Raw genomic sequence first — 25101 nt, 5'->3', positions numbered from 1 at the left:
CGGGGTGACTTCAACGAAAGACTTGAAGTCATGAATCCAGCAGACGACGAACTCACCGGGTCACGGCTGTGCGCCGAGACCCCCGAATCCCAGGACACGACCGATGGGCCCGCCCGGCGGCGCTGGTGGACCCTCCTCGCCGTGAGCGCGGCCCAGCTCCTCGTGGTCCTGGACGGCACCATCGTGAATATCGCGCTGCCCTCCGCGCAGAGCGCGCTCGGCATGTCCGACGCGAGCAGGCAATGGGCCATCACCGCGTACGCGCTGGCCTTCGGCGGGCTGTTGCTGATCGGCGGCCGGGTCAGCAGCGTGCTCGGCCACCGGCGTACGTTCCTCATCGGCCTGATCGGCTTCGCCGCCGCGTCGGCGCTCGGCGGGGCCGCCGTGAACCCCGAGATGTTCTTCGGGGCGCGGGCCCTGCAAGGGGTGTTCGCCGCGATCCTGGCGCCCGCGGGACTTTCGTTGCTGACCATCACCTTCGCCGAGCCGGGCGAACGCGGCCGTGCCTTCGGCGTGTTCGCCGCGGTGGGCGCCGCGGGATCGGCGGTCGGCCTGGTCGCCGGGGGACTGTTGACCGAGTACGCCGGCTGGCGCTGGTGTCTTTACGTCAACGTGTCCGTGGCCCTGCTCGCCGTGCTCGGCGCGACGTTCGTGCCGCGGGACCGGCCGGTGCGGGGCGAGGGGCGGCTCGATGTGGCGGGCGCCCTGCTCAGTGCCACGGGTTTCGCCGCGATCGTGTACGCCTTCAACGAGGCCGAGCCGCTCGGGTGGGGTTCAGCGAAGGTGCTCGCCCTGCTCGCGGGGGGTGTCCTGCTGCTCGCCGCGTTCGCCGCCGTCGAGGTGCGGGCACCGAGGCCGCTCCTTCCGCCGGGCGTCCTCGTGCACCGTGCCCGCGCCGGTGCGTTCGCCTCGATCACCCTGCTGTTCGTCGCGATGTTCGGCTTCTACCTGTTCATGAGCTACTACACGCAGACGGTCCTGGGCTACTCACCCGTCGAGGCGGGCCTGACGCTGATCATCAACGCCGTGGCCGCGTTGGCCGGCGCGACCCTGATCGCCGGGAAGCTGCACGGACGGGTCGCGCCCGCGGCACTGATCGTGCCGGGGCTGCTCTGTGCGGCGGCGGGGATGTTCCTGCTCACCCGCCTGACGTCGCAGAGCACGGATGTCTTCCCGCTCTACCTGGTGCCGGCGCTGATCCTGACCGGTCTCGGTCTTGGCTGCGTCCTGCCGCCCACCGCGAGCCTGGCCACAGCGGACATGCCGCCGCACGACATCGGAGCCGCGGCCGCTGCGTACAACGCGTCCCAGCAACTCGGAGCGGCGCTGGGTACGGCGCTGCTCAACACGGTCGCGGCCGGCGCCACGGCGTCGTACCTGGTGTCCACCGCGGACGCCACGCCCACGGCGGCCTCCGTGCACGGCTACACGACGGCCCTGATGGTCGCCTTCGTCGTCCTGCTGGCCGCGGCCTGCGTCACCGCGGCGCTGCTCCGCCGCGCGCTCCCGCGCGCAGTCCGTCCATGACCAGGTCCAGCAGGCGTCCGGCGCGCGACTGCCAGTCGCCGTGCGGATCGATCTGCCAGAGGCCCGCGATGGCGAGCAGGAAGTCGTCGGGAGTGAGGCCGGGGCGGATGGTGCCGGCCTCCTCGTTCGCCTTCAGGAGGAGCGTGACGGCCGACGTCACAGGACCGTGCCCCACTCCGGCGAAGCTGCCCTTCACGCTGGTGGCCTTGCGCATCGCGTCGGCGAGGCCCGCCTTGGCCATGGCGTACTGCGCGAGGCGGTCCATCCACTCCCGCAGCGCCTGGTCGGGGGCGCGGGTCTGGAGGAGCTGGCAGGCGGTGTCGGCGACCTGCTGGACCTCGTACCGGTAGACCTCGAGGACGAGGGCCTCGCGGTTGGGGAAGTTGCGGTAGAACGTCCCCTGCCCGACGCACGCCTTCTTCGCGATCGCGCTGAGCGGGGCGTCCGCCGAGTGCGTCAGTTCGACCAGGGCCACTTCCAGGATGCGCTCGCGATTACGTTGTGCGTCCGAGCGCAGCTGCGGGTCCTTCTTCGGGTGCACTCGTCCTCCTCCCGAGGATCGCGTCCCGGACCACTCTTGCTAAGCGGACAGCTGTCCGTTAAGTTTTGAAGCTAACGGACAGCTGTCCGCTTAGGGTCACCATACCGGCAGACCCCCCTCACGCACAGCGCCATCTCCTCCCGGAGTCTCCCGCGGGACCGCCTCGCACGACGCTCCCGCTCGCACGTGACAGAAGCTGACAGAACCGAAAGAAGGCTGATCGTGGCCCTATCGACGTCCAGCGCCATCACGCTGAACATCAACGGCGAAAAGCACACGCTGCCCGTCGACCACCGCACCACCCTGCTCGACGCCCTGCGCGAGCGCCTCGATCTGACCGGCACGAAGAAGGGCTGCGACCAAGGGCAGTGCGGCGCCTGCACGGTGCTGATCGACGGCCGCCGGGCGGTCTCCTGCCTGCAACTCGCCGTCGCCTCCGAGGGGCGCGAGATCACCACCATCGAAGGCGTGGCCGAAGGGGACCAGCTGCACCCGGTGCAGCAGGCGTTCCTCGACCTCGACGGCTTCCAGTGCGGCTACTGCACACCCGGCCAGATCTGTTCGGCCATCGCGGTCATCGAGGAGCACGCGGCGGGCTGGCCCAGCGCCGCCACCACCGACGTACGCCCCGAAGCGGGCGTGCCCCAACTGAGCGCCGACGAGATCCGGGAGCGCATGAGCGGCAACCTGTGCCGCTGCGGCGCGTATGTGTCGATCGTCCAGGCGGTCGCGCAGGCGGCAGCCGCCGAGACCGAGGGTACGGAGGCCGTGGCATGAGGGAATTCGGCTATCAGCGGGCGTTCGACGTCCCCGGCACGGTCGCCCTCCTGGGCAACGACCCCGACGCACGCGTCCTGGGCGGCGGCACGAACCTCGTCGACCTGATGAAGACCGGCGTGGAGCGGCCCGGACTGCTCATCGACGTACGCGAGTTGCCCCTCGACCGGATCGAGGCGACGGACGAAGGCGGTCTGCGGATCGGCGCGACCGTCACCAACAGCGACCTGGCGGCCGACCCCGAAGTGCGGCGCCGCTACCCGGCGTTGGCCGAGGCCGTCCTGGCCGGCGCCTCGGGCCAGCTGCGCAACATGGCCACCGTCGGCGGAAACCTGCTCCAGCGCACCCGCTGCGGCTACTTCGCCGACCTCTCCAAACCCTGCAACAAACGCGAGCCCGGCACCGGTTGCCCCGCCATCGAGGGTGAACACCACAACCACGCCATCCTCGGCGCCACCGAGCACTGCGTCGCGGTGCACCCCTCCGACATGGGAGTGGCGCTCGCCGCCTTCGACGCCGTCATCTCGTACGAAACGGCGGAAGGCGTCGGCGAATTGCCGCTCGCAGACTTCTACCTGTCCGTGGGCAGCACCCCGCACCTGGAGACCGCGCTGCCGTCCGGCGCGCTGATCACCGGCATCACCTTGCCGCCGGCCCCGGTCGCCGCCCACTCCCGCTACCGCAAGGTGCGCGAGCGTGCCTCGTACGCCTTCGCGATCGGCTCGATCGCCGCAGCCCTCGACGTCCAGGACGGTGTCGTACGTGAAGTACGCCTGGCCTTCGGCGCGGTGGCGTCCCGGCCGTGGCGCGCACGGGAGGCCGAGCGGGTCCTGACGGGGGGCCCCGCGACCGCCGAAGCGTTCGCCGCCGCCGCGGATGCCGAACTGGCCGCCGCGCAGACCCTGCCCCACAACGGCTACAAGGTGACGCTGATGCGCAACCTCGTCGTCGCCCTGCTGACCGAGCTCACCGAGGAGGCGACCCGATGACGGCGCGGACCACGACGACCACGTCCCCCGCGGCGACGAGCGCCACCGGCGTTTCGTACAGCCGCGTGGAGGGCCCGGACAAGGTCACCGGCGCGGCCCGGTACGCGGGGGACATCCCCTTCGCCGAACTCGCCCACGGCTGGCTGGTGCTGTCCACGATCGCGCGCGGCCGGATCCTCTCGGTCGAGGCGGACCCCGTCCGCGCGATGCCCGGAGTCCTCGCCGTCCTGCACCACGGCAACGCGCCGCGCGTCGACGGGGACTACGTGAGCATGCTCGGCAAGCCGGACCCGATCGTCGAGGTCTTCCAGCACGACCGGGTGCCCTTCGTCGGCTGGCCGGTGGCGATGGTCGTCGCCGAGACCTCCGAGCAGGCGCGAGAGGCCGCCGAGGCGCTGATCGTGCGGTACGAGGAGGAGCCGCACGACGTCGCGTTCTCCGCCCAGCACCCAGGGACGTACACGCCGGACGGCGACGGCCATCTGATGGAGAAGGGCGACCTGGAGGCCGAACTCGCCGCGTCCACCCATGTGGTGGACGAGGAGTACACCACCCCCGAAGAGCACCACGGGTCGATGGAACCGCACGCGGCGATGGCGCGCTGGGACAGCGGACGGCTCGAAGTCGTCGACTCCAACCAGGGCAGCACCTGGGTCGCGGACGAGCTGGCGAAGCTGTTCTCGCTCGACCCGGCCTCGGTACGGGTGCGGTCCGAGCACGTCGGCGGCGCCTTCGGGTCCAAGGGCGTACGCGTGCACCAGATCCTCGCCGTGATGGCGGCGACGCAACTCGACCGCCCGGTCAGGGTCATCATGACCCGTCGCCAGCTGTTCTCGCTGACCGGCTACCGCAGCCCCACCATCCAGCGCGTCAGGCTGGGCGCCGAGGCCGACGGGCGGCTGCGCGCCGTCGACCACCAGGCGCACAGCCTCACCTCGACGGTCCATGAGTTCGTCGAGGCGAGCGCCGGGTTCGGACGGCCCATGTACGCCTCCGACGCCCACCGCAGCGTCAATCGCGTCGTGCGCCTCGACGTGCCGACGCCGACCTTTGTGCGCGCGCCCGGCGAGGCTCCTGGCTCGTTCGCCCTGGAGTCCGCGCTCGATGAACTCGCCGAGCGGTGCGGTGTGGACCCCATCGCGCTGCGCGTGCGCAACGAACCGGAGGTGGGCCCCCTCTCCGGGCTGCCGTTCGCCAGCCGCAACCTGGTGGCCGCTTTCCAGGAGGGTGCCCGCAGGTTCGGCTGGGCGGACCGGGACCCACGCCCCGGCCTGCGGCGCGAAGGGCGCTGGCTGCTGGGCTCCGGCACGGCGGCGGCCACCTTCCCGGTGATCGTCGCGCCGTCCACGGCGGCCGTGACGGCCCAGGCCGACGGTACCTTCACGGTGCGGATCAGCGCCGCGGACGTCGGCACGGGCGCGCGCACCGCGCTGAGCCTCATCGCCGCGGAAGCGCTCGAAGTGCCCCAGGACCGCGTCCATGTGCGCATCGGCGACAGCGACTTCGGCCCGGCCGCGATCTCGGGCGGCTCGATGGGCACGCGCTCCTGGGGCTGGGCGGTCACGGCAGCGGTGGGTGAACTGCGGGAGCAACTGGCCCTGGGCGGCGACATTCCGCCGCAGGGCATCACCGTGCGCTCCGACACCAGCGCCGCCATCGGGGCCCTCGCGCAGAAGGAACGGCACTCCTTCGGCGCGCAGTTCGCCGAGGTCGCCGTCGATGTCACCACCGGCGAGGTGCGCGTGCGGCGCATGCTCGGCATGTTCGCCGCGGGCCGGATCGTCAACCCGCTGACCGCGCGCAGCCAGTTCGTCGGCGGGATGACCTGGGGCCTGTCCATGGCCCTGCACGAGGAGGCCCACCGGGACCAGGCGTCGGGCGGCCATGTGGGCGCCGACTTCGCGGGCTACCACTTCGCCGCCAACGCCGACGTGCCGGTCATCGAGGCGGACTGGGTGGAGGACACGGACGCGGACGACCCGATCGGCATCAAGGGCATCGGTGAGATCGGCATCGTGGGCGCCGCCGCGGCGATCGCCAACGCGGTGTGGCACGCGACCGGCGTACGTCACCGGAACCTGCCGATCCGACCCGACCGCGTCCTTACCGGGGGAGGAGCCCGGGGTGCTTGACATCGCCGCTGAGCTGAACCGCTGGGTCGAGGAGGGCCGGGCCTTCGCCGTCGCCACCGTCGTGACGGTGGGCGGCAGCGCGCCGCGCGCGCCCGGCGCGGCCCTCGCCGTCGACAGCGAGGGCACGGCCATCGGCTCGGTCTCCGGCGGCTGTGTGGAAGGGGCGGTGTACGACCTGTGCGTCCAGGCGCTCCAGGACGGAACGGCCGTGCGCGAGCGGTTCGGCTACAGCGACGAGGACGCCTTCGCGGTCGGCCTGACCTGCGGCGGCGTCATCGAGGTCCTGGTGACACCGCTGGGCGCGGGCGCGCCGGCCAGGCAGGTCTTCGCGGCTGCGCTCTCGGCCGCCGCCCGCGGGGAGGCGGCGGCGATCGCCCGCGTCGCCCAGGGCCCGGCCGAACTCCTGGGCAGGGTCGTGCTCGTCCACCCCGACGGATCGTACGAAGGAGGTCTGGAGGGTCATCCGGACCTCGACCGGACGGTGGTGGGGGAGACCCGCGCCATGCTGGACGCGGGCCGCACCGGCGAATTCGTGGTGGGCGAGAGCGGATCGCGCTGCGGTGAGCCGCTGACCCTGTTCGTCGAGTCGCGCGTGCCGCCGCCCCGCATGATCGTCTTCGGTGCGATCGACTTCGCCGCGGCCCTGGTGCGCACGGGCAAGTTCCTCGGTTACCACGTGACCGTGTGCGACGCCCGTCCGGTCTTCGCCACGCGGGCCCGCTTCCCCGAGGCGGACGACATCGTGGTCGACTGGCCGCACCGCTACCTCCGGGACACCGCGACCGACGGCCGCACGGCCTTGTGCGTCCTGACCCATGACGCCAAGTTCGACATCCCCTTGCTGGAGGTGGCCCTGCGACTTCCGGTCGCGTTCGTCGGCGCGATGGGCTCGCGCCGCACCCACGAGGACCGCAACCGGCGCCTGCGCGAAGTCGGCGTCACCAACGAGGAGTTGGCGTTGCTGCACTCCCCGATCGGTCTCGACCTCGGTGCGCGCACTCCGGAGGAGACCGCCTTGTCCATCGCTGCGGAGATCGTCGCGGCGCGGCGGGGCGGGACGGGCGTTCCGCTGACCGACTCCGGGATGCCGATCCATCACGAAGCGGGTTCCGCGGGGGTGGGCGGCTCTCACGCGGCGGCGTGACCTGGCTGCACGCAGGGAGCGTGGGCGGCAGCGGTGCTCGGTCACCGCTGCCGCCCCCGCGCTCAGGCCGGTTCCACCGCCTCCCACAGCAGCTGCACCGGATGCCATGCGTTCCGCTCGGTCCCGTGGAAGGTCTGCTGCCGGCAGGAGACACCCGTGGCGCCCACGACAGTGTCGGCGTCCCTTCGTCGTCCGCCGCCTCTGGCCTGGGGGCTCGACATCGCCGTGCTCGGCCCCCTCGCCACCTGGAGCCTGTCAGGGAGTGGGGATGCCGCCTGGCCGCGCGGGTCGCCCGAAACGGACCGGGACGCCCGGCGAGTACAGGACGCTCACCGGGGCACCGACCGGCCGCGGCAGCCCCGCTGCCGCGATCAGGTCCTCGTCGCACTCGATCAGATCGGCCCGGTGCAGCGGCCAGCGCGGATGCGCGTTCGGCAGGAACATCTGCCGCCCGAAGAACGTGTTGTGCATGCCCCACCGGGCGGTCAGGAAGTGCTCGAAATCGGTCGGCTCCTCGACCCGCTCGCCCACTCGGACGGCGATGCGGCTGTGCGCGCCGCGCGGCCCCGGCCAGCGCCTGGCACTCGTATATGTGACGGTGTCACCGCTGTGCCGGATGCTCATCCGCGACCACTGGTACGGCAGCCGGAAGGCGCCGCGCGCGACCGCCACCGGAATGAGGCGCGAGGCGTCGAGGGAGCGGAAGACGACCCCGCGGCGTCCGTGCGCGTCCACCGAGTAGAGGCGGACGTTGGTCTCGGGAAACGTCCCCAGGTAGGGGATGCCGGGCAGCCGGAACCAGCCGACGCGGTGCATGCGGAACGCGACGAGACCCACATAGGTGGCCCCGTCGTGCAGGTCGGGAACCGTCCCGGCCGGAAGCAGCGGCGCCACGTCCGCGGGATCCACGGCCCAGTGCACGAAGGCCAGGTCCAGCCACGACTGCGTGAGCAGCGGGTTCTCCGCCGACACGGGCGGATCGGCGGTGATGGGCTCCGGGACACCGGGGGTGAGGACCACGGGACCAGCATGGCAGGAGCCCCGGCCGCGCCCGCCACAGGGCCAGGTGTCCGGGGGCTCAGGCCCGACGGCTCGGGTGCGAGCGGTGTTCAGGAACGCGACTAGCGCTCCTGGTCGGCCCGCTCCGCGTTCTTCTCCTTGATGCGTACCGCTTCCTTGCGGACCTCGGCCTGCGTGGCGCGCTCCTTCTGCAGCCACTCAGGGTTGTCCGTCTTCAGCGCGTCGATCTGCTCCGTGGTCAGGGCCTCGGTGACCCCGCCGCGCGCCAGACCGGCGATGGACACGCCGAGCTTCGACGCGACGACCGGCCGGGGGTGCGGGCCGTTGCGCCGCAGCTCCTGCAGCCACGCGGGCGGGTCGGTCTGCAGGGCGTTCAGCTCGGTGCGCGAGACGACACCCTCCTGGAACTCGGCGGGGGTGGCCTCGAGGTACACACCCAGTTTCTTCGCCGCGGTCGCGGGCTTCATGGTCTGGGTGGTCTGGTGCGACGTCATGGTCCCCAGGGTATCGAGCATGTGAGCTACCGCCGACCACGACCGGTAACCTGGCGGAGTGACAGACTCGCAAGTAACCCCTTCGTTCAGGCTCGCGTATGTCCCGGGGGTGACGCCCACCAAGTGGGTGCGGATCTGGAACGAGCGGCGGACCGACGTGCCGCTTACCCTCGTCGCGGTGTCTCCCGGCGAGGCGTTCGAGCTGCTGCGCGGCGGCGGCGCCGACGCGGGATTCGTCCGGCTGCCGGTCGACGGTACGGACCTCAGCGCGATCCCTCTCTACACCGAGACGACGGTCGTGGTGATCCCCAAGGACCACGTGATCGCGGCGGTCGACGAAGTGTCCCCCGAGGACCTGGCCGACGAGATCGTGCTGCACCCCCTCGACGACACCCTCCCGTGGGAGAACCTGCCGGGACAGCCCGCGAACGAGCGCCCCGCCACGACCACGGACGCCGTCGAACTCGTGGCGGCGGGCATCGGCGTCCTCGTCGTCCCCCAGTCACTCGCCCGCCTGCACCACCGCAAGGACCTCACCTACCGGCCGCTCTCGGATGCCCCCGAATCGCGGGTCGCGCTGTCGTGGCCCGAGGACGCGACCACGGACCTGGTGGAGGACTTCATCGGGATCGTCCGGGGCCGCACCGTCAACAGTTCGCGGGGCCGCGCCCAGACCCCCGCTTCTGCCACGGATCAGCCGAAGCGCAAGAGCCCGGCCAAGAGCCCCGACAAGGGCGGCGCCCGGCGCAAGCCGACGGCGGGCAAGCCGACCGGGAAGACGGGCAAGAACGCACGCAGCGGTTCCGGCGGCGGCGCGTCCAAGGGCGGCAAGCGGGGCAAGCCCCGCCGTCGGCCGTAGCCCGTCTCACCGCCCAGGCGGCGGCCACCGGCAGGGCCTCACCCCGAGGTGTTCTGCCGGGCCCACCAGGCGAGCACCCCACCGAGAACGAGCAGCAGGCAGATGGCCGCATTGGTCCGCTTGTAGGCGACGAGGACCGCGGTGAACTCACGGATCGTCGCGGTGGGCCAGAAGTACGCGGCGGTGGGGGAGCCCACCACCTGGCCCCTGATGCCGGTCCGCCGAGCGGTGAGGGCGGCGCGGAAGGCGTGGTAGTTGTTCGTGACGACCACGCACTGGTAGTCCGGCTTCGACTTCTCCATGATCGCCCTGCTGAACCGCAGGTTCTCGTCCGTCGTCGTAGAGCGGTCCTCCCGCTCGATCAGGTCGGCGGGAAATCCACGGTCGATCAGATAGTCGGCCATGGCGTGGGACTCCGGCACGTCCTCGTCCGGCCCCTGGCCCCCTGAGGTGATGATCACCGGCGAGCCGCCGCGCTTGGCGAGGCGCGCGTGCACCGCCTGAGCCCTTTTGAGCCGGCTGACCAGGAGCGGCGGCACGGTGGAACCACCGACGAGCCCCGAGCCGAGTACGACCACGTAGTCGGCCTTGCGGCGCACCCGCAGCCGCCCGTACAGGAACGCGTAGAACGCGAAACACAGGAACAGGAACGAGAGATAGGCGGCAAGCCCACCGGCCGCCGTGCCCACCCCGATCCACACCGGCGTCCGCACCACCACGGCCGTGACCACCAGTGCCACGACGGCCAGGATGCACAACGCGGCCAGCAGGGAGAGCAGATTGGTGGGGCTCCTGCCTTCCTTGCGCACCATCTGCAGGCCGTTGAGGACCAGCAGGCACGTCAGTACGAGGATGCCCAGACCCCCCAGCACCACCAGCGCCCACCCCACGGTCTGACCCGATGCCGAGCCGGACCTGACCAGTTGGGAGACCCAGGCCGCGAGGGCACAGAGCATGGCGAGTCCCAGGATCACGGCATTGCTGAACTTCCTGCGCTCGCGCACCACGCGCACACAGAAGACGAGGAGGAGGAGAGCGGCCGGGGCGTAGACCAACATTCGGACAGCGTAGGCGCCGTGAGCCCGCGCTTCGGACCGGGATGTGAGGCCCTCCGCTGCGGTGATCTCCGTGATCAGGCCGTGCCCTTTCGGGCGGCGGGGAGTTGACCCCGGTATGAAGAAGCGAAGCGTACTGGCCGTTGCCTCACTCGCCGCCGGGGCTGTCATCGCCGCGATCAGCCCGCCCCCGGGAGCGGACACCGCGGACACCAGGGAGCCCGCTCACGCCGCGGCGGCGCTGGACGAGATCGGCGCCGCCGAACAGTGGGTCGACAGCCCTCCGCAGACGCCGGGTGCCGGTGTCGGTGTGGTCGCCCCTGACATCTCCAGCACCCAGTCGCTCTGAGGCGAAGGCAGCGGGGCCGGAACAGCTACGTGCCGGCCCCGCGGCCATCACACGCCCCGGAGGAACACGTGGAGCACTCGCCCACACTCGGAGGACCCACATGTTCCGTGCCCGACAGTTCCGCAGGAACCTGGCCCGCCTCGGTGCCCTGCTGACCTTGAGCCTGCTGAGCCTCCCGCTGTTCGGCTCCACCGCCTCAGCCGGCGGCACGTGCTTCGCCACTCACGCCGACGCCCCGATCTACGCCGGGGACAACCCATGGACCGAGATCGTCGGCCATCTCGATCCCGGCATCCCGGTGAACGGCACCCGCCAGGGCGCGGACGCCCTGTGGCAGGTCTCGCGCACCGACAACGGCCAGCAGCTCGGCTACATGCGGCCCGCCGACCTCAGGTGCGACGGCGGCTGACGCCGACCGCACCCACGAAACGCCTCGGCCCGCACGCTTGGCGGGCCGCTACCGTCCACCTCCTGACCAGCCGCTTCGGCGGCCTCCGACGCAGCGGGGGGTTCCTCATGACCAGCCGGCCCGCGACGACGACCCTGTGGCGCCCGACCGGCCCCAAGGATCTGCTCGACCGCGTCCGCGAGCTTGACCGGCAGCTCTACATCCCCGTCGTCGCTCGACGGTGCGTGTCGGGCGGCGTCAGTGCCTGTGCATGGTCTGCAACGCCTCGACCAGTACCTTCGGGTCGTGCCCGCCCTTGTAGACGGGCGGGGGCTGCTTCTCGAGCCCGAGCAACTGCGCGACGGCCGTCCACGCGGTGCGTACGGAGTATTCGACCGTGAACACCACGTCGTCGGGAACCTCGGCGTACTGCCCGATGAAGGCGAGGTTGGTGGAGCCCTCCGGCACGACCGGGGGCCGGTCGCCCGCACTGCGGACCAGGAACTGGCTGGTGATGTACGGCATCAGGGCCGGAAGGACGATCGAGTGGTCGAGGATCTGCGGACCCTCCTCGAAGCGCAGGTGGTGCAGGACCTCGTCGAGGATCTCCCGGCCGGTGCACTCGCGCATCGGCTTGCGGACGAAGTCGCCCTGCTCGTCCGGGAAGAGGGCGTAGCCCCACCAGACGTACGTGTCCTCGGGCTGGTCATGGAAGTGCGGCTGGTGGTTGAGGACGATGGTGAGCAGCCACTTGGAGTCCTTGAAGGTGATGAGACCGCCCTTGCCTGCCTCACTGCCGCTGAACTTCTCCATCAGCTTGAAGAAGGTGGGGTCCTTGATCGTCACCGTGAAGGACTCCCAAGTGGACTGCGGGATCGATGAGTTGAAGACCCCCGGCCTGCCGAGCCCCGACCGCTTGGCCGCGAGGCTCTCCCACAGGCGCCAGGCCCCATCGCCTCCCGAGGTGTCCAGATCGGGCACGGAGTCGGTGGACCCGAGGGTCGAACCGGCCGTCATCGAGCCGTTGGTGACCATGACGAGGTCGTCGGGGGCGAGTGTGATCTCCTCGGTCCGACCGCCCCGCGTGCAGCTGAGGGCCTCGACGGTGAGCCCGTCGCCGTCGGCCAGCGCCAAATCGGTGACGGTCGTGCCGAGTTGCACGGTCACGCCCTGGTCGGTCAGCCACTTCAGCAGCGGGCGAACGATGGAGTCGTACTGGTTGAAGCGGGTCCGGTAGATCCCGGACATGGAGTCGAAGGTCTTGAAGAGGTGGACGAAGCGGTTGAGATAGCGGCGGAACTCGATCGCGCTGTGCCACGGTTCGAAGGCGAAGGTGGTGCACCACATCCACCAGAAGTTCGTGTGGAAGAACTCTGGGCTGAAGCAGTCGGTGATGCGCTTTCCGTCGAGGAGCTTCTCGGGGGTGCCGACGCACTTGACCAGTTCGAGACGGTCACGTTCCGAGAAGCCCATCGAGTGCGAGTCGATCACCTTGCCCGATGCGTCGACGAGCCGGGCGTGGTCGTCCCAGGCGAAGTCCTCGTGGAAGGCGAAGGTGTCCTCGGTGACCGACTTGGAGGGATCGTCGAGGGAAGGGATCGAGCCGAGCAGGTCATAGGTGCAGTCGAAGTGGATCTCGAACATTCGGCCGCCGCGCATGGTGTATCCGGTCTCGGGTGATCCGGAGGCGTCGAGACTGCCGCCCTTACGGTCCTGCTCCTCCAGCACGACGATGTCCGATCCCACGAATCCGCCCTCGCGGATCAGGAACGCCGCCGCCGACAGGGAAGCGATTCCGCTGCCCACCAGATACGCCTTCGCCATGAACGCCTTCTTTCCGATTCGTACGCCGGGGTCCCCGCGCCCTCAGCTTCGGGCCATGCACCGGCCGGTGCAGCCGGGGGCGATCGAACGGGTTACCGCAGCTAGAGGCGGTGGGGCGGGCCAGCGGATGCGGATCACGCCCTGTGGTGTGAGCCTGGTTGGTGGGGGCGACACAGAGAGGCGGTTGCCCATGTCAGTCATGGACAAGCTCAAGCAGATGCTCAAGGGCCACGAGGACAAGGCCGGGCAGGGAATCGACAAGGCGGGCGACTTCGTCGACGGGAAGACCCAGGGGAAGTACTCCGGCCAGGTCGACACCGCCCAGGACAAGCTGAAGGACCAGCTCGGCCGGGATCAGGACCGGCCTCCGCAGCCGTGAGCGGCCTGTGATTGTCAGTGCCCGCGGCTAGCCTGGGCACTTCCATCCGCGCTGTGGCTGCAGCGCTGCTGCCCCGCCCCCGTTGATGCCGGGGGCGGGGCACTCTGCTTTCAGCACGCTTGGCAAGGGCTTCGGATGCAACGAGCCGTTCAGAGAACGACCCGGAAATGGGTCGTCAGGCGGTGGTCGTCGTCCAGGAGGTGGAAGGCGAGGCCCGGGGGCTGGTCACGGTCCGCGGGCTTGTCTCCCTCCCAGGGCATGCGCAGCGTCCAGGTGATGGCGGGTCCGACGATCAGGGGGCGCGCGGCGAAGGTCGTGGCGGCCGCGGTGTGGGCGTGGCCGGTGAGGACGGCGGCCACCTGCGGGTGCGCTTCGAGCAGGGCGGCGAGCTGGTCGGGGTGCTGGAGGCGGTGAGCGTCGGGCAGCGGGTGGTGCAGGTCGACGGGCGGCTGGTGGAAGGCGATCAGCGCGGGGGTGTCGCGGGGCAGCGCGGCCAGGGTGGAGTCCATCCACGCGAGTGTCGCCTCGTCGAGGTGCCCTTCGTCGCGGCCGGGAATCGTGGAGTCGCACATCAGGATGGCGGTGCCTGCGACGTGGTGGACCTGGTTGATGGGGCTGTCGTCGGACGCCTGGCCGAGCAGGGCCTTGCGGTAGGCGGCACGCGCGTCGTGGTTGCCGGGGCAGGAGAGGACCGGGAAGGGGGCGGCCAGGATCTGGGCCGCCTCCTCGTACTCGGCCTCGTCCCCGTGGTCGGCGATGTCTCCGGTGACGAGCACCGCGTCGACGGGATGGGGCATGGCGCGCAGATGGTCCATGACCTGTGTGGCGCGCCGGGTCGACCTGTCGCTGCCGTCCAGGTGCAGGTCGCTGATGTGGGCAAGCAGCGCGGTCATCGCTCGGTCTCCTTCGGGCGGCGGGATCCCCGCCTCGTGTCTCTAACGGAAATTCTCGGTTTTCCGTTAGGGACCCTAGAGTGTCCCGAGGATGCGATCAAGAGGTTGACGGCGGGTCCGGAAGGGCGCGGAGGGCGAAGGAGACACGCTGTGGAGCGCTGGCTGGCACTGGAACTGGCGAGCACGATCCGCCATGACGGGGACGGCGGCGTCGCCGACGACCTGACCACCGTCGAGGACGTCACCCGCTGGATCCATGCGCAGGACGGCCTGCTCCCCCTCCACATCCGGGCGGCAGGGAAGCTCACGGCGGACGACGTCCTCAGGCAGGAGATCATCGAACTGCGGGGCGCGGTACGGGCGTTGTTCGCGCGCGCGGTGAGCCCCGCGCCGCCCAGCCCGGCGGACGCCCGCCACCTGATGCCCGCAGCCGACGCGCTCGCCCGCCTGAACACGGTCGCCGCCCGGGAACTCGTCGCCCCGCAGTTGGAGTGGCCCCACGAAGGAGCCCCCGCTGCACGGCTCCTATCGGCGCAGAGCGATCCGCGTATCGGTCTCGTCGCGACCCTGGCCCGAGCCGCGGTCGACTTTCTGACCGGCCCGCAGCGCGAGCAGCTGCGCGCCTGCACGGCACCTCGATGTGTGCGCTATTTCGTCAAGAGCCACGGCCGGCAGGAGTGGTGCAAGGCCTCATGCGGCAACCGGGCTCGCGCGGCCCGCCACTACCGGCGCCATCACGCGGCACCTGAGGGCGGCTCCGCGCCGTCGTGACGCTGCTCGGCGTCGCCGCGGTGCTGGCTGTCCCCGGCAAGCGTGGACGAGTCCGGGCCGGCGAACTTCCAGGCGCCGACGTCGCGGTAGTGGATGGGCCCGGGGCCGCGGCCGATGTTGCTGGCGACCAGGTGCAGGCGCTCGGCCTGCCACGGGCGGCCGGTGAACCCGGTGAGCCCGGCGGCGGCTTCCACCACGCACGACGGGGTGTCCCGGCGGGCGCGGGCCAGCGTCAGATGCGGACGGAACGGCCGACTCGCATGAGCGATCCCGCAGTCGTCGGCCACGGCACGCACCTCGGTGGCGAGCAGACGCAACTCGTCGAGGTCTCCGTCGATCCCGCTCCACAGCACACGCTCGTCGAAGTGCCCGCCACCGCGCAGGGCCAAGGTGAGAGGGCCGCGGGCGCCCGCGAGGCGCGCGAGCGGCGTACGCAGGAGCGGAACCGCCGCGACGGAGACCTCGCCGAGGAACGCCAGGGTGATGTGCCAGTCCTCGATGCGGTTCCACCGCATCCGTGGGTGGGCTTGGTAGGCGGGGGAAAGGGCCGCCGCCAGTTCCTGCTTCGCGTCGTCGGGCGGGGCGAGAGCGATGAACACGCGAACGGTCGCGGGCTGAATCTGTACGTCCACAGAAGCCTTCGTACCGCATCCAGCTGGGAGGACCCGCATCCAGGTGGATGTTTATCCACCCCACGCCGGGCTTCGGTCGGGGGTGCCTTCCGCCTCCTGTCGTGGCGTCAGCGCTTGCGGGCTCGGTAGGCGGCTGCTTTGACGCGGTTGCCGCAAGCCTGCATGCCGCACCAGGTCCGGCGTGTGCCGCGGGAGCGGTCGACGTAGAGGCGGGTGCAGCTGGGGCGGCCGCATTCCTTGAGGCACGCGTCGTGGTCGGCGAGCAGGGTGATCGCGCTGCGGGCGACGTGGGCCAGCGCGGCTGGGAGGTCTCCGGTGAGGTGGAGGCCGGTATCGCTGAGGCGCAGGGTGAGCGGCGGCCCGTCGGCGGCGTGATGAAGGGTGGCCAGGTCGGCGGGCGTGTAGCGGCGGGCGTGCATGCGGTCGAGGGCGAGCCGGTGGATGGCTTCGCGCAGACGCAGGGCGGAGGCGAGGCCGGCGGGGTCGGCGGTCACCTGGTCGGGCAGTTCGTCGCAGGCCAGGACCCATTGCTCGACGTCGGAGGGGGTGGCCAGGAGGTCGTGGGGCTGGTCGTGGCGTGATTCCACGGTGGCGACGAGGTCCAGGGCGGGGTTGCCGCTCACAAAGGCGAAGTGCACGTCACCATCTTGACCGGTGACGGAGCGGTGGGCAAGACTCGTCACCGGTTTAACCGGTGACGCATTTGTCCGGCCGCCACGAGGAGGAGAGCTGATGTCTGGTGTGTGCGGAGTCGAAGTGGTCGTCTTCGATGTGCTGGGAACGATGGTGGACGAGTCGGGTGGGCTGCGGGCCGCCTTCGGTGAGGCGTTGGCCGCGTCTGACGACGCGTCCGGCGGGATGTCCGTGGATGAACTGCTCGCGGTGTGGTACCGGCATGTGGAGCGTGAGCAGCGGCGTATGGGGGAGGGGGACCGGGCGTACGCCAACAGTGAGGTCCTCGACCGGGAGGCGGCCCAACGGGTGGCCGAGTGCGCCGGTCTGCGTGATCCGGCGGCGGTCGGACGGCTGGCCGCCGCCGCACAGCGCCTCAGCCCCTGGGGCGACTCCGTTGCCGGACTCGCGCGCGTGGCGCGGCACTTCCCTGTGCTCGGGCTCTCGCATGCCAGCCGCGCGAGCCTGTTGCGTGTGAACGCCTATGCGGGACTGCGGTGGCACGAGGCGCTCTCGGGCGAGGATGTGCGGGCCTACAAGCCTGCCGCGGAGGTGTACCGCCTTGCCGTCGAGGCAGCGGGATGCCCCTCCGAGCGCGTGCTGATGGTCGCCGCCCATGCCTGGGATCTGAGGGGGGCTCAGGCGGTGGGCATGCGAACGGCCTACGTTCAGCGTCCGGTTGGGGACCCGCCGAGCTCCACCGATGCGTTCAACTGGCGGGTGGAGAGTCTGGATGAGCTGGCTGCCGCACTGGCGGTATAGGCGCCGGTGCGCTCAATGCCAGTGCCGTCCGGGGCGGGCGCTCGCTCGCCGGTGCTGTGGGGCGAGGGCCGGTTGGTGCTGGTGGGATCCTTTCGTCGGTGTCGGGTCAGGATGAGGTGGCCCGCGGGGCGTGGTGGTGGGACCTTTGTACGTCTTCGTGCGCCATCTGTACGGTGTCGTGTACGTGAACTGTACGGTTCGGGGGCTAGGGTGGCCCCAGGAGGTGCTTGATGTCCGAGCTGTTCGACGCGGTTGATGCGCTGATCGCATCCCGTGCTTCACTGCCGTCGCCGTCGGAGCGCAAGCGGCTGCGCCAGGCACACGGTCTGACCCTGGAGCAAGTGGCCTCGGCACTCCAGGTGCGCCGTGCGACGGTGAGCGGCTGGGAGTCGAGCAAGACGCGCACCGAGCCGCGCGGACCGGAACGCGACGCGTACGCGCGGCTGCTGAACCAGCTCGCGGAGCTCTATCCGGCCCCGGCCCCGTCCGAGGTCGCGCCGACGCCTGCGCCCGAGGCGGCGTCGGCCACGTCCACCGGTTCTCCCGGCCAGGCGGCACCGACGCAGGAAGGCGCGATCGCCGAACCGACGTCCGCTCCCGCGCCGGCAGCAGAGCCGCAGGACGTCCGGCCCGACACCACCCCTGCCGCCGAGCCGCGCCCCGAAACAGGTCGCGCCCGGCAGGCGCCGCATCGCCCGGCTGCGAAGACGACGGCGAAGAAGACGGCGAAGGAGACCGCGCGTCAGATCGCGAAGAGCCCTCGACCTGACGCTGCCGACCCCCGCTTCGAGAACGGGCCGCTGGCGGTCGTTGATGTCGAGGACGGCGAGGCGCACGCGTACTGCGTCGACGGCCTGGTCCAGACCGTGCCGGCCAAGTCCGTCCCGGCCCTGATCGAATGGACGCTCAAGGAAGCCAGGCTGGGCCAGCCCAAGCTCGCCGGTCCGGGCAAGGACGCCGACCCGCTGCTCGTGCTCACCGAAGCCGCCTTGGAGCGCTACGGCCTGCCCGCCACGCTCACCGACGAGGAGAGGCTCGCGGGGAGGATCCCGGAGGGGCACAAGGTCATCCGGCAACTGGCCCGCGCCGATTGGCAGTTGACCAAGCGCGGGTTCGGGCCGTGGGCGCGCATCTACCGGCCCGCGCAGGGTCAGGAACGCCACTGCGTGCAGCTGTGCATCCCGTCCTGGGGCGCGCTGGACACCCGGCACTGGGCCCATACGGAGCAGCTCCCACCGGCGGACCTCGCCCAGCTCCTCGGCACGTACGCAACCCGGGTGATGACGCCCCGCGGCTCCACCGCCGTCACGGGGCTGGAACTGATGACAGCCCTGCACCCGCCGACCCGCGCGTCCGCGCCGGGCCCGGACGGCAAGCGCCACTCGGAGCGCAACCCCGGCTCCCTGGGGAAGGAACCGGTCGACCCGGCGCCGTGCGAGGCACCCGACGGGCATCCGATGCTCGCCGAGCTGCCCCGTTTCCACGTCCGCGGTCCGGAGGAGAAGATCTTCGAGGAGGCGTACGACTGGGCGCGTCCGCTCACGGACGACGAGTGCCTGCGCCGCCACTTGGTGGGCATCGACGTGAACATGGCCTTCGCCGCCGGAGCCAACGGACTGATCGTCGGCCTCGGTGCGCCGACCCACGTCAGCCAGCCGGTGTTCGACCCGAAGCTGCCGGGGAGCTGGCTGGTCGACTTGTCCCACGTCGACCTGTCCCGCGTGAAGTCGGGCAAGGAATGGGTGGAGTTGGACGGGGGCCTCCTGCCCAGCCCGTTCACGCCGAAGGGCACCCGCCCGGAGGGCCCGGCCTGGTATGCGACGCCGACCATCGCCTACGCCCAGGAGCTGGGCTACGACGTCGCTCCGCTCGAGGCGTATGTGCGGTATGACAACGGCCGCTACCTGGACGGCTGGTACAGCCGCCTGCGCGATGCCTACCTCGCGACGATGGCCGACCTCGGAGTGGGCGCCGACCTGAGCCCCGAGGAGTTCCTGGCGGCGATGGACGGCTACCGGAAGCGCGACCCGGAGCTGGCCGTCGTGGTGTCCGCGATCAAGGCCACCGTGAAGGGCGGCCTCGGCAAGCTGCGCGAGCGCCCGCGCGGTGAGGGCTGGAAGCCGGGCCAGCCGTGGCGGGCCCTGTCCCGCCCGACCTGGCGCCCCGACATCCGCGCCGCGGTCATCTCCCGTACGCGGATCAACATGCACCGCAAGATCGTCAAGCACGCGGCGTTCACCGGCCAGTACCCGGTCGCAGTCCTGTCCGACTGCGCCGTGTACGCGGCGGACGGACCCTCGCCACTGGACTTCCTGCCCTATCGGGAGGGCAAGCCGCTGCCGGGCGGCTTCAAGCTCGGGGTGAACCCCGGCCTGGTCAAGTGGGAGGGTACCCAGAGCGTGTTGTGGGGCGAGGGCGTCCGCGAGCAGTTCGAGGCCCCGGAGCTCAACCTCGCGCGGTACATCAAGGACGGGACCGTCACCGGCCAGGACAACGGAGAGTAGGTAGACCTCGATGAGTCTGTTCGGGGATGGCCTGGACGAGGCGGTGCAGAAGGTGTTCACCCGCCCTGTGCCCAAGAGCGCGGGTGCCCAGATGCGCTACCTGGTCAAGCAGTACAAGGGCACCCGGGCGGTCGCGCAGATGCTGCGGGTCTCCCAGCGCACCGTCGAACGGTATGTGAAGGACCAGATCAAAAAGCCGCGCCCGGACCTGGCGGCCCGCTTGGAGCGCGAAGTGAAGGCACGGTGGCAGCCACAGGTGAGGGCAAAGGCCCGCGCGAAGGCGGCAAGCACCACCGGCATCGTCATCGACACCCGCGCCCGCCTCGGCTACACCGCCCCGATCGGCTCCACCGACCAGGACCGTATCCGCCACCTGACCGTGGCCCTCCCCCCGCAGTACGCGGCCCGCCTCTTCGCGGCCCAGGAAGCAGGCGCCGGCGAACAGGAACTCCGGGAGATCGCCGCCGAAGCACTCAAGGACATCTACTTCCAGGACAGCGGCCGCCGCGCCGGCTCCCTGGAGGAGGTGCGCTTCACGGACATCGAACACCTCGAGTTCGACCTGTGATCCCATCGATGCTTCGACAGCCCAGCAGCGGTGAGAAGTTGACGAGGACGAGCCGGTTCCCGGCCCAGAGGTCGAGCCGGGAGCAAGCCCAAGCGGGGTCGTAGGGATCGAACCGCTAATGCAGACCTTCGCTCAGAGCATGATGAGGAGGCGCGTCTTCGGCTTGAGTTTCCTGTTCACCGAACGGCTCTGCACATAGACCTCCAACTTGGGATTGTTTCCCGCCTTCACGGAGACGGTTCCCTGGATTCCCGAGCCGAACAGAAGGCTGCGCGCCGCGTCGCCCGTATAGGCGCGGTCGGTGTCCTTCTCGACCACGATGACTTCTTTGTTCGCCTGGACTTGTGCCCGTGCGCCCAACTGGTAGTAGCACGCCCCACGTTCGTACGTCACACCCGGATGTGAATCCACGAAGGGGCGGATCTCGGCCTCTTTGTCGACCTTCAGGAGTCGGTACCTGTCGGCCGGAATCGGTTCGAGATTCGCACGCACCTCGTCGACCGATATGTCCTGGCCGACGGCGAACAGATTCTTCGTTCCGCGCACACCCTGCTCGCGGGCCCGGAGGAAGCTCGTGGCGGCAGCGCGCACCGTGCCTATCGCCTCCTCGACGCCCTCCTGCGAATCCGCGTCCCAGATGGCGATGTTCCCGGCCGGGAAGCCGTAGTTCTGGGCGGTGCGCTTGGCCAGGGAGTTCGGGACGAGGATCGCGGAGGTCCAGTGGCCCGGAAGCCCGCCCATCTTCGCGGCGATCCTGTCGAGCCAGGGGCCGAGGATGGTCATGTCGCCGTCGTGCCGCCTGTCTCCGCCGGAGGCGTTCTCCTCGCCGTCCGTCACGACGATCTGGAGGAAGCTGTGCTCGCCGTACTCCTCCCATATGTGTCCCAGGTCGTCCAGGGACTTCACTGAAGCCTCAATGAGTGCCGTAGCGCCATTGTTGACCTGATAGAGGCCTCGCATGGACGGCAGGTGCTTCACGTCCATGTCCCACACCAGGTTCTCCACCCGGTGGTCGAAGGAGTAGAGGCTTATCCGGGTCTCGTGGCCGAGGCTGTCCGACTCGGCCTTCAAACCCGCTACGAACTCGTCCACAACGCGGATGAGTTGATTCTCGTGCGGACGCATGGATCCCGAGCAGTCCACTACCAGCGCGACGTGATTCACCTTGTGCTGGATCCTGTTGGCGGACATGTTTGTGCTCCTTCTCCGAGGGCTTCCCGAGTGATTTCACTCTATGCGGAGGCACTGACAATGGCCTTTGACGCGCCATCACCCGCAGGCTCGGAGAGCGGCTGGTGCCGGCACCTACGGGCGAGTGAGCCACGATGATCCATGGCCTGCCTGTTGGCGTCAGCCCTTCGCCGTCGCGTACGTGTGGAAGCCCTGCCCGCTCTTGCGGCCGAGTCGGCCCGCAGCCACCAGGTCGGTGAGCAACGTGCACGGAATGAAGCGGGCGTCGCGGGTGAGTTCGTGCAGGACGTGCAGGGTGTCCACGACGGTGTCCAGGCCGATCAGGTCGGCGGTGCGCAGCGGGCCCATGGTGTGGCCGAAGCACTCCTGGAAGAGCCGGTCCACGGTGGCCGCGTCGGCGGTGCCCGCTTGGACCACACCGGCCGCGTCGTTGTACGTGCCGTGCGACAGGCGGTTGGAGACGAAGCCGGGTGCGTCACCGACCACGATGCCCTCCTTGTTCATGCTCCGCAGCAGGTCATGGGCGTCGTCGAGGGTCTGCTCGCTGGTGTGGTCGCCGCGGATCATCTCCAGGGAGTCCTTGGCGTAGGCCGGGTTCATGAAGTGCATGCCCAGGACCCGGCCCGGTTCGTCGATGTGCTCGGCGAGCAGGCCGACCGGGATCGCGGACGTACAGGTCGCGATGACTGTGGTGGCCGGCAGCACGGCGTTGAGGGAGCGGAAGACCTCCTGCTTGACGGGGATGCTCTCGCGGGCGCATTCGACGACGAATGAAGCGGTGCGCAGCTCGGTCAGGTCGGCGCTGAAGCGCACCCGCTGCAGCGTGGGCCCGGACCCGTCGGCCGGTGCGCGGCGCAGCAGGGTGGCCATGCGCAGTCCGGCGCGCAGCCGCTCGGGGGCGGAGGCCAGCGCCTCCGGCACGGGGTCCACGACGGTCACTTCATGGCCTGCGGCCGCCAGGCAGTGGGCGACGCCGACGCCCATCGTGCCTGCGCCGACGACGCCGACCGTACGGCTCGGGATGGGGGGAGGGGTGGCGTGGGACACGGAATCTCCTGGGGCGGCGGGAGGAAAGGTCGGGAGGGGCGGTGGGAAGGGTGGGATCAGGCCGTGGTGACGACGCGTACCGCACGGTCCTGGGCGGGTGGCGGCTGCTCGGTGTCGAAGCCGAGGAGGACCCGGTCGCCGGTGCGCTCGACGACGTCGAAGCCGCTGAAGCGCAGGTTGACCAGCATCACCCGGTTCACCTCGGTGGGCACGAACTCCGCGACCGGGCGGCGGCCGCCGGCGAGCGCGTCCCGGACGATGTGGCCGATCAGGGCAGGGCCGACACCGCGTGACATGACCCGGCAGGAAAGCAGGAGCAGCTTCAACATGCTGTCGGTGTCCGTGAGTTCGGTGAGGGCGAGGCCGATCGTGCCGTACGACCCGAAGCGGTCCTCCAGGCTCGCCACCAGGACCTGGTGTGAGGGTGAGGAGGTCAGCTCGCGCAGCTCGTCCAGGTCGTAGGTGCGGCCCGTGGTGTTGAGCTGGTGGGTGCGGACGGTGAGCTCATGGGCGCGCTCGAGGTCCGTCTCGGTCGCCGGGCGCACGGTGAGGACCAGACCCAGGGTGGCCAGGAAGTCCTTGGCGGGCCCGGTGTGGCTGTCCTGGGCGCGCTTGCGGCGCAGCTCTCCGCGGTAGAGGTGGCGGCGGCCGCGGCTCTCGTCGGTGACGAACGGAGGCTGGAAGGCGGTCAGTTCGGGCAGCGTGGCAGCCTGCTCGGCCGGGTGGACGCGGACGGAGGGGTGGGCGGCAGCCACCTCCGCGCGTTCCACCGCGTCGTTGTCGATGAACGCCACGGTGTCGATGCCGATGTTGAGGGCCTCGGCGACGCGGCGTACGGCATCGGACTTGGCGCCCCAGCCGATCTCCAGGACCGTGAACAGCTCCTCGATGCCCAGTGCCTTGAGGTGGGCGGTGGCGGTGTCGTGGTCGCCGCGGCTCGCGGCGGCGTGCAGGATGCCGCGCTCGTCCAGGGCGTGAAGCGTGGCGAGGACCTCGGGGAAGGGCTGGGGGGCGTCGCCCTCCAGGACGGTGCCGTTCCATACGGTGTCGTCGAGGTCCCACACCAGGCACTTCACGGTCGGCGCGGGCGTGGGCCCCTCGGTGTGGGTGGAGGTGTCGGTCGGGTGGGCCTGGGTGGTCATCGCGGTCCTTCCTGGATCACTGTGCGGGTACGTGCGGTGGGTGCGGGCCGATATCCGTGGCGGCGCAACAGCCGGTCCCCGATGTGGAGTTCCGACACGAACTGCGAGCCCTCGATGAGCTCCATCACCTTGGCGTCCCGGAAGAACCGGCCCGCCAGGCTGTCCGGCGCGATCCCCGCGGCGCCCAGGGTCTGCACGGCCGCCCCGGCGACATCGGTGGCGGCGCCGGCCGCCGCGTACTTGGCGACCACGGTCTCCGCCACCGCCGACGGATCGCCCTGCCCGCGCAACCGGCCCGCCCTGGCGCACAGTTCACGGGCGGCGACTGATCGGACGGCGGCGCGGGCGAGCTCGGCGCGTACGAGCTGGTGCTCGGCCAGGGCGACGCCCCGCTGCAGGCGGTGCACCGCATGGTCGGCCGCGGTGTCGATGCAGGCTTCGGCCATCCCGACGCAGCCCCAGGCCACGGTGTAGCGCCCGTGGTCGAGGGCCGTGCCCACGACATGAGAGAGCCCCATGCCGGGCGGACCGACCAGGCGGTCCCGCGGGACCCGTACCGCGTCGAAGCCGACGTGGGCGATCTCGGCGGCGCGCATGCCCAGTTGGCCCTCGACGGGCTCGCGGTGCACACCGGCGCGGTCTCCGTCGACGAGCACCGCCGAGAGGCGTCCGGCGATCTGGCCCAGGACCAGGAACACATCGGCGGTCCTGCCGAAGGTGATCCACAGTTTGCGGCCGGTGACGAGCAGGTGGTCGCCGTCCTCGTCGATGCGTGTCCCTACGCCGGCGAGGTCCGTGCCCGCCCCCGCCTCGGTCGCGGCGAAGGCGGCGAAGCGGTCGCCGCGGGCCAGCTGGGGCAGCCACTGCTCGCGCTGGGCGGCCGTGCCCCAGCGCAGCAGCGCCGCCGCGACCATCTCCTGCACCGTGAGCAGGCCGCGCAGCGCACTGCAGACCCCGCCGATCTCGGCGCAGACCGCGCCGAGTTCGCCGGGGTCGCCTCCGGCGCCGCCGTAGCGCTCGGGCAGCCCGACCCCGAAGAGCCCGGCCCGCGCGACGGCCTTGCGTACCCGCTCGGGAAGGGCGCCCGAGCGGTCCCAGTCGGCGGCCTCGCCCCGGACGGCGGCGGCGAACTCCCCCGCGTCGGGGACGCCGGTCGGCTCGGCGGCGAACGTCATGATGCCGCCGCACCGCCCTGCGCCTGAGCGAAGCTCATGATGCGCGCGGCCGTACGGAAGTTGTCGATGGACAGGTCCTCGACCTCCACGGTCAGCCGGAAGCGGTGCTCCACGAAGGTGACCAGTTCCAGCGCGAAGAGCGAGTCGGCGAGTCCGGAGGCGAAGTAGTCCTCGTCCGGGCCGACTTCGGTGCCGAGTGCGGCAGCCAGGAAGGACAGGACGTCCTCGATCGTGGTCGTCGCGGGTGCTGTCGTCATGGGTGATCT

The 25101-nt window shown here is 70.7% G+C and carries 26 protein-coding genes; 13 read left to right on the top strand and 13 right to left on the bottom strand.

Annotated elements, in window-relative coordinates; all coding sequences use genetic code 11:
* The first annotated feature begins 30 nt into the window (after positions 1-30).
* Positions 31-1527, top strand: a complete 1497-nt coding sequence (locus AC5P1C_RS10555; RefSeq protein WP_493865464.1) for an MFS transporter — start codon at positions 31-33, stop codon at positions 1525-1527.
* Here the strand turns inward: AC5P1C_RS10555 and AC5P1C_RS10550 are convergent.
* On the bottom strand, positions 1478-2068 hold the full coding sequence (locus AC5P1C_RS10550) for a TetR/AcrR family transcriptional regulator (protein ID WP_493865463.1): 591 nt from the start codon (positions 2066-2068) through the stop codon (positions 1478-1480). The two genes, AC5P1C_RS10555 and AC5P1C_RS10550, sit on opposite strands and share 50 nt — an antisense overlap.
* A 222-nt stretch (positions 2069-2290) precedes the next feature.
* Here AC5P1C_RS10550 and AC5P1C_RS10545 point away from each other — a divergent pair, with 222 nt between their 5' ends.
* Genes AC5P1C_RS10545 through AC5P1C_RS10530 form a run of 4 tightly spaced genes read left to right on the top strand, consistent with a single transcriptional unit; the run spans position 2291 to position 7110 of the window.
* Complete coding sequence (locus tag AC5P1C_RS10545; RefSeq protein ID WP_493865462.1) at positions 2291-2845, top strand: 2Fe-2S iron-sulfur cluster-binding protein; 555 nt, start codon at positions 2291-2293, stop codon at positions 2843-2845.
* Positions 2842-3834 carry an FAD binding domain-containing protein gene (locus AC5P1C_RS10540; protein ID WP_493865461.1) on the top strand — a complete coding sequence of 331 codons (993 nt, stop codon included), beginning with the start codon at positions 2842-2844 and terminating at the stop codon, positions 3832-3834. Before AC5P1C_RS10545 ends, AC5P1C_RS10540 begins: the two co-directional genes overlap by 4 nt.
* Positions 3831-5966: a xanthine dehydrogenase family protein molybdopterin-binding subunit gene (locus tag AC5P1C_RS10535; RefSeq protein ID WP_493865460.1), complete on the top strand. Its 2136-nt coding sequence runs from the start codon at positions 3831-3833 to the stop codon at positions 5964-5966. Before AC5P1C_RS10540 ends, AC5P1C_RS10535 begins: the two co-directional genes overlap by 4 nt.
* Positions 5959-7110: an XdhC family protein gene (locus AC5P1C_RS10530; RefSeq protein ID WP_493865459.1), complete on the top strand. Its 1152-nt coding sequence runs from the start codon at positions 5959-5961 to the stop codon at positions 7108-7110. The genes AC5P1C_RS10535 and AC5P1C_RS10530 overlap by 8 nt, the downstream gene beginning before the upstream one ends.
* 255 nt (positions 7111-7365) lie before the next feature.
* Here AC5P1C_RS10530 and AC5P1C_RS10525 read toward each other — a convergent pair whose 3' ends face one another.
* Entirely contained in the window at positions 7366-8130 is a 765-nt protein-coding gene (locus AC5P1C_RS10525) for a YqjF family protein (RefSeq protein WP_493865458.1), read from the bottom strand.
* 101 nt (positions 8131-8231) lie between these two features.
* A complete protein-coding gene (locus AC5P1C_RS10520; RefSeq protein ID WP_493865457.1) occupies positions 8232-8624 on the bottom strand; it encodes a DUF5997 family protein in 393 nt (130 codons plus the stop codon).
* A 58-nt stretch (positions 8625-8682) separates the two neighbouring features.
* Here AC5P1C_RS10520 and AC5P1C_RS10515 point away from each other — a divergent pair, with 58 nt between their 5' ends.
* Entirely contained in the window at positions 8683-9483 is an 801-nt protein-coding gene (locus AC5P1C_RS10515) for a LysR family substrate-binding domain-containing protein (protein WP_493865456.1), read from the top strand.
* Between the two features lie 38 nt (positions 9484-9521).
* Here AC5P1C_RS10515 and AC5P1C_RS10510 read toward each other — a convergent pair whose 3' ends face one another.
* On the bottom strand, positions 9522-10541 hold the full coding sequence (locus AC5P1C_RS10510; RefSeq protein ID WP_493865455.1) for a YdcF family protein: 1020 nt from the start codon (positions 10539-10541) through the stop codon (positions 9522-9524).
* Positions 10542-10656: 115 nt separating this feature from the next.
* Between AC5P1C_RS10510 and AC5P1C_RS10505 the strand changes: the two genes are divergently transcribed.
* A complete protein-coding gene (locus tag AC5P1C_RS10505) occupies positions 10657-10887 on the top strand; it encodes a hypothetical protein (protein ID WP_493865454.1) in 231 nt (76 codons plus the stop codon).
* A gap of 100 nt (positions 10888-10987) precedes the next feature.
* The gene (locus AC5P1C_RS10500) at positions 10988-11296 is read left to right on the top strand and encodes a hypothetical protein (RefSeq protein WP_493865453.1); all 309 of its coding nucleotides are present in this window, start codon (positions 10988-10990) and stop codon (positions 11294-11296) included.
* Positions 11297-11533: 237 nt separating this feature from the next.
* Here the strand turns inward: AC5P1C_RS10500 and AC5P1C_RS10495 are convergent, their stop codons facing one another.
* Positions 11534-13099 (bottom strand): oleate hydratase, encoded by a 1566-nt coding sequence (locus AC5P1C_RS10495; protein ID WP_493865452.1) that lies wholly within the window; start codon positions 13097-13099, stop codon positions 11534-11536.
* Between the two features lie 190 nt (positions 13100-13289).
* Here AC5P1C_RS10495 and AC5P1C_RS10490 point away from each other — a divergent pair, with 190 nt between their 5' ends.
* Positions 13290-13478: an antitoxin gene (locus AC5P1C_RS10490; RefSeq protein WP_493865451.1), complete on the top strand. Its 189-nt coding sequence runs from the start codon at positions 13290-13292 to the stop codon at positions 13476-13478.
* Between the two features lie 149 nt (positions 13479-13627).
* Here the strand turns inward: AC5P1C_RS10490 and AC5P1C_RS10485 are convergent, their stop codons facing one another.
* Positions 13628-14371, bottom strand: a complete 744-nt coding sequence (locus AC5P1C_RS10485) for a metallophosphoesterase (protein ID WP_493865450.1) — start codon at positions 14369-14371, stop codon at positions 13628-13630.
* 150 nt (positions 14372-14521) lie between these two features.
* On the opposite strand from AC5P1C_RS10485, the gene AC5P1C_RS10480 reads away from it, so the two are divergent.
* On the top strand, positions 14522-15142 hold the full coding sequence (locus AC5P1C_RS10480; protein ID WP_493865449.1) for a CGNR zinc finger domain-containing protein: 621 nt from the start codon (positions 14522-14524) through the stop codon (positions 15140-15142).
* Here AC5P1C_RS10480 and thpR read toward each other — a convergent pair.
* Positions 15106-15813 (bottom strand): RNA 2',3'-cyclic phosphodiesterase, encoded by a 708-nt coding sequence (thpR, locus tag AC5P1C_RS10475; protein WP_493865448.1) that lies wholly within the window; start codon positions 15811-15813, stop codon positions 15106-15108. The two genes, AC5P1C_RS10480 and thpR, sit on opposite strands and share 37 nt — an antisense overlap.
* Before the next feature lie 68 nt (positions 15814-15881).
* A complete protein-coding gene (locus tag AC5P1C_RS10470; protein WP_493865447.1) occupies positions 15882-16412 on the bottom strand; it encodes a CGNR zinc finger domain-containing protein in 531 nt (176 codons plus the stop codon).
* A gap of 94 nt (positions 16413-16506) precedes the next feature.
* On the opposite strand from AC5P1C_RS10470, the gene AC5P1C_RS10465 reads away from it, so the two are divergent.
* The 3 genes from AC5P1C_RS10465 (at position 16507) to tpg (ending at position 20280) form a co-directional block, all read left to right on the top strand.
* Positions 16507-17208 (top strand): haloacid dehalogenase type II, encoded by a 702-nt coding sequence (locus AC5P1C_RS10465; RefSeq protein WP_493865446.1) that lies wholly within the window; start codon positions 16507-16509, stop codon positions 17206-17208.
* Between the two features lie 230 nt (positions 17209-17438).
* The gene (gene tap / locus AC5P1C_RS10460) at positions 17439-19712 is read left to right on the top strand and encodes a telomere-associated protein Tap (RefSeq protein WP_493865445.1); all 2274 of its coding nucleotides are present in this window, start codon (positions 17439-17441) and stop codon (positions 19710-19712) included.
* A 10-nt stretch (positions 19713-19722) separates the two neighbouring features.
* Positions 19723-20280, top strand: coding sequence for a telomere-protecting terminal protein Tpg (gene tpg / locus AC5P1C_RS10455; protein WP_493865444.1), 558 nt, complete (start codon positions 19723-19725; stop codon positions 20278-20280).
* Between the two features lie 132 nt (positions 20281-20412).
* On the opposite strand, the gene AC5P1C_RS10450 is transcribed toward tpg, so the two are convergent.
* The 5 genes from AC5P1C_RS10450 to AC5P1C_RS10430 all read right to left on the bottom strand — a co-directional run bounded on the left by AC5P1C_RS10450 (position 20413) and on the right by AC5P1C_RS10430 (position 25092).
* On the bottom strand, positions 20413-21471 hold the full coding sequence (locus tag AC5P1C_RS10450) for a vWA domain-containing protein (protein WP_493865443.1): 1059 nt from the start codon (positions 21469-21471) through the stop codon (positions 20413-20415).
* A 159-nt stretch (positions 21472-21630) separates the two neighbouring features.
* On the bottom strand, positions 21631-22518 hold the full coding sequence (locus AC5P1C_RS10445; protein ID WP_493865442.1) for a 3-hydroxyacyl-CoA dehydrogenase family protein: 888 nt from the start codon (positions 22516-22518) through the stop codon (positions 21631-21633).
* Between the two features lie 56 nt (positions 22519-22574).
* Entirely contained in the window at positions 22575-23660 is a 1086-nt protein-coding gene (locus AC5P1C_RS10440; protein WP_493865441.1) for an HAD-IIIC family phosphatase, read from the bottom strand.
* Positions 23657-24835, bottom strand: coding sequence for an acyl-CoA dehydrogenase family protein (locus AC5P1C_RS10435; protein WP_493865440.1), 1179 nt, complete (start codon positions 24833-24835; stop codon positions 23657-23659). Before AC5P1C_RS10435 ends, AC5P1C_RS10440 begins: the two co-directional genes overlap by 4 nt.
* Entirely contained in the window at positions 24832-25092 is a 261-nt protein-coding gene (locus AC5P1C_RS10430) for an acyl carrier protein (protein ID WP_493865439.1), read from the bottom strand. Before AC5P1C_RS10430 ends, AC5P1C_RS10435 begins: the two co-directional genes overlap by 4 nt.
* Positions 25093-25101: the final 9 nt, after the last annotated feature.

The sequence above is a fragment of the Streptomyces sp. A18 genome, from assembly GCF_059026065.1.
The sequence above is the reverse complement of the archived record's forward strand: the minus strand, read 5'-3'. Positions and strand labels throughout refer to the sequence as shown.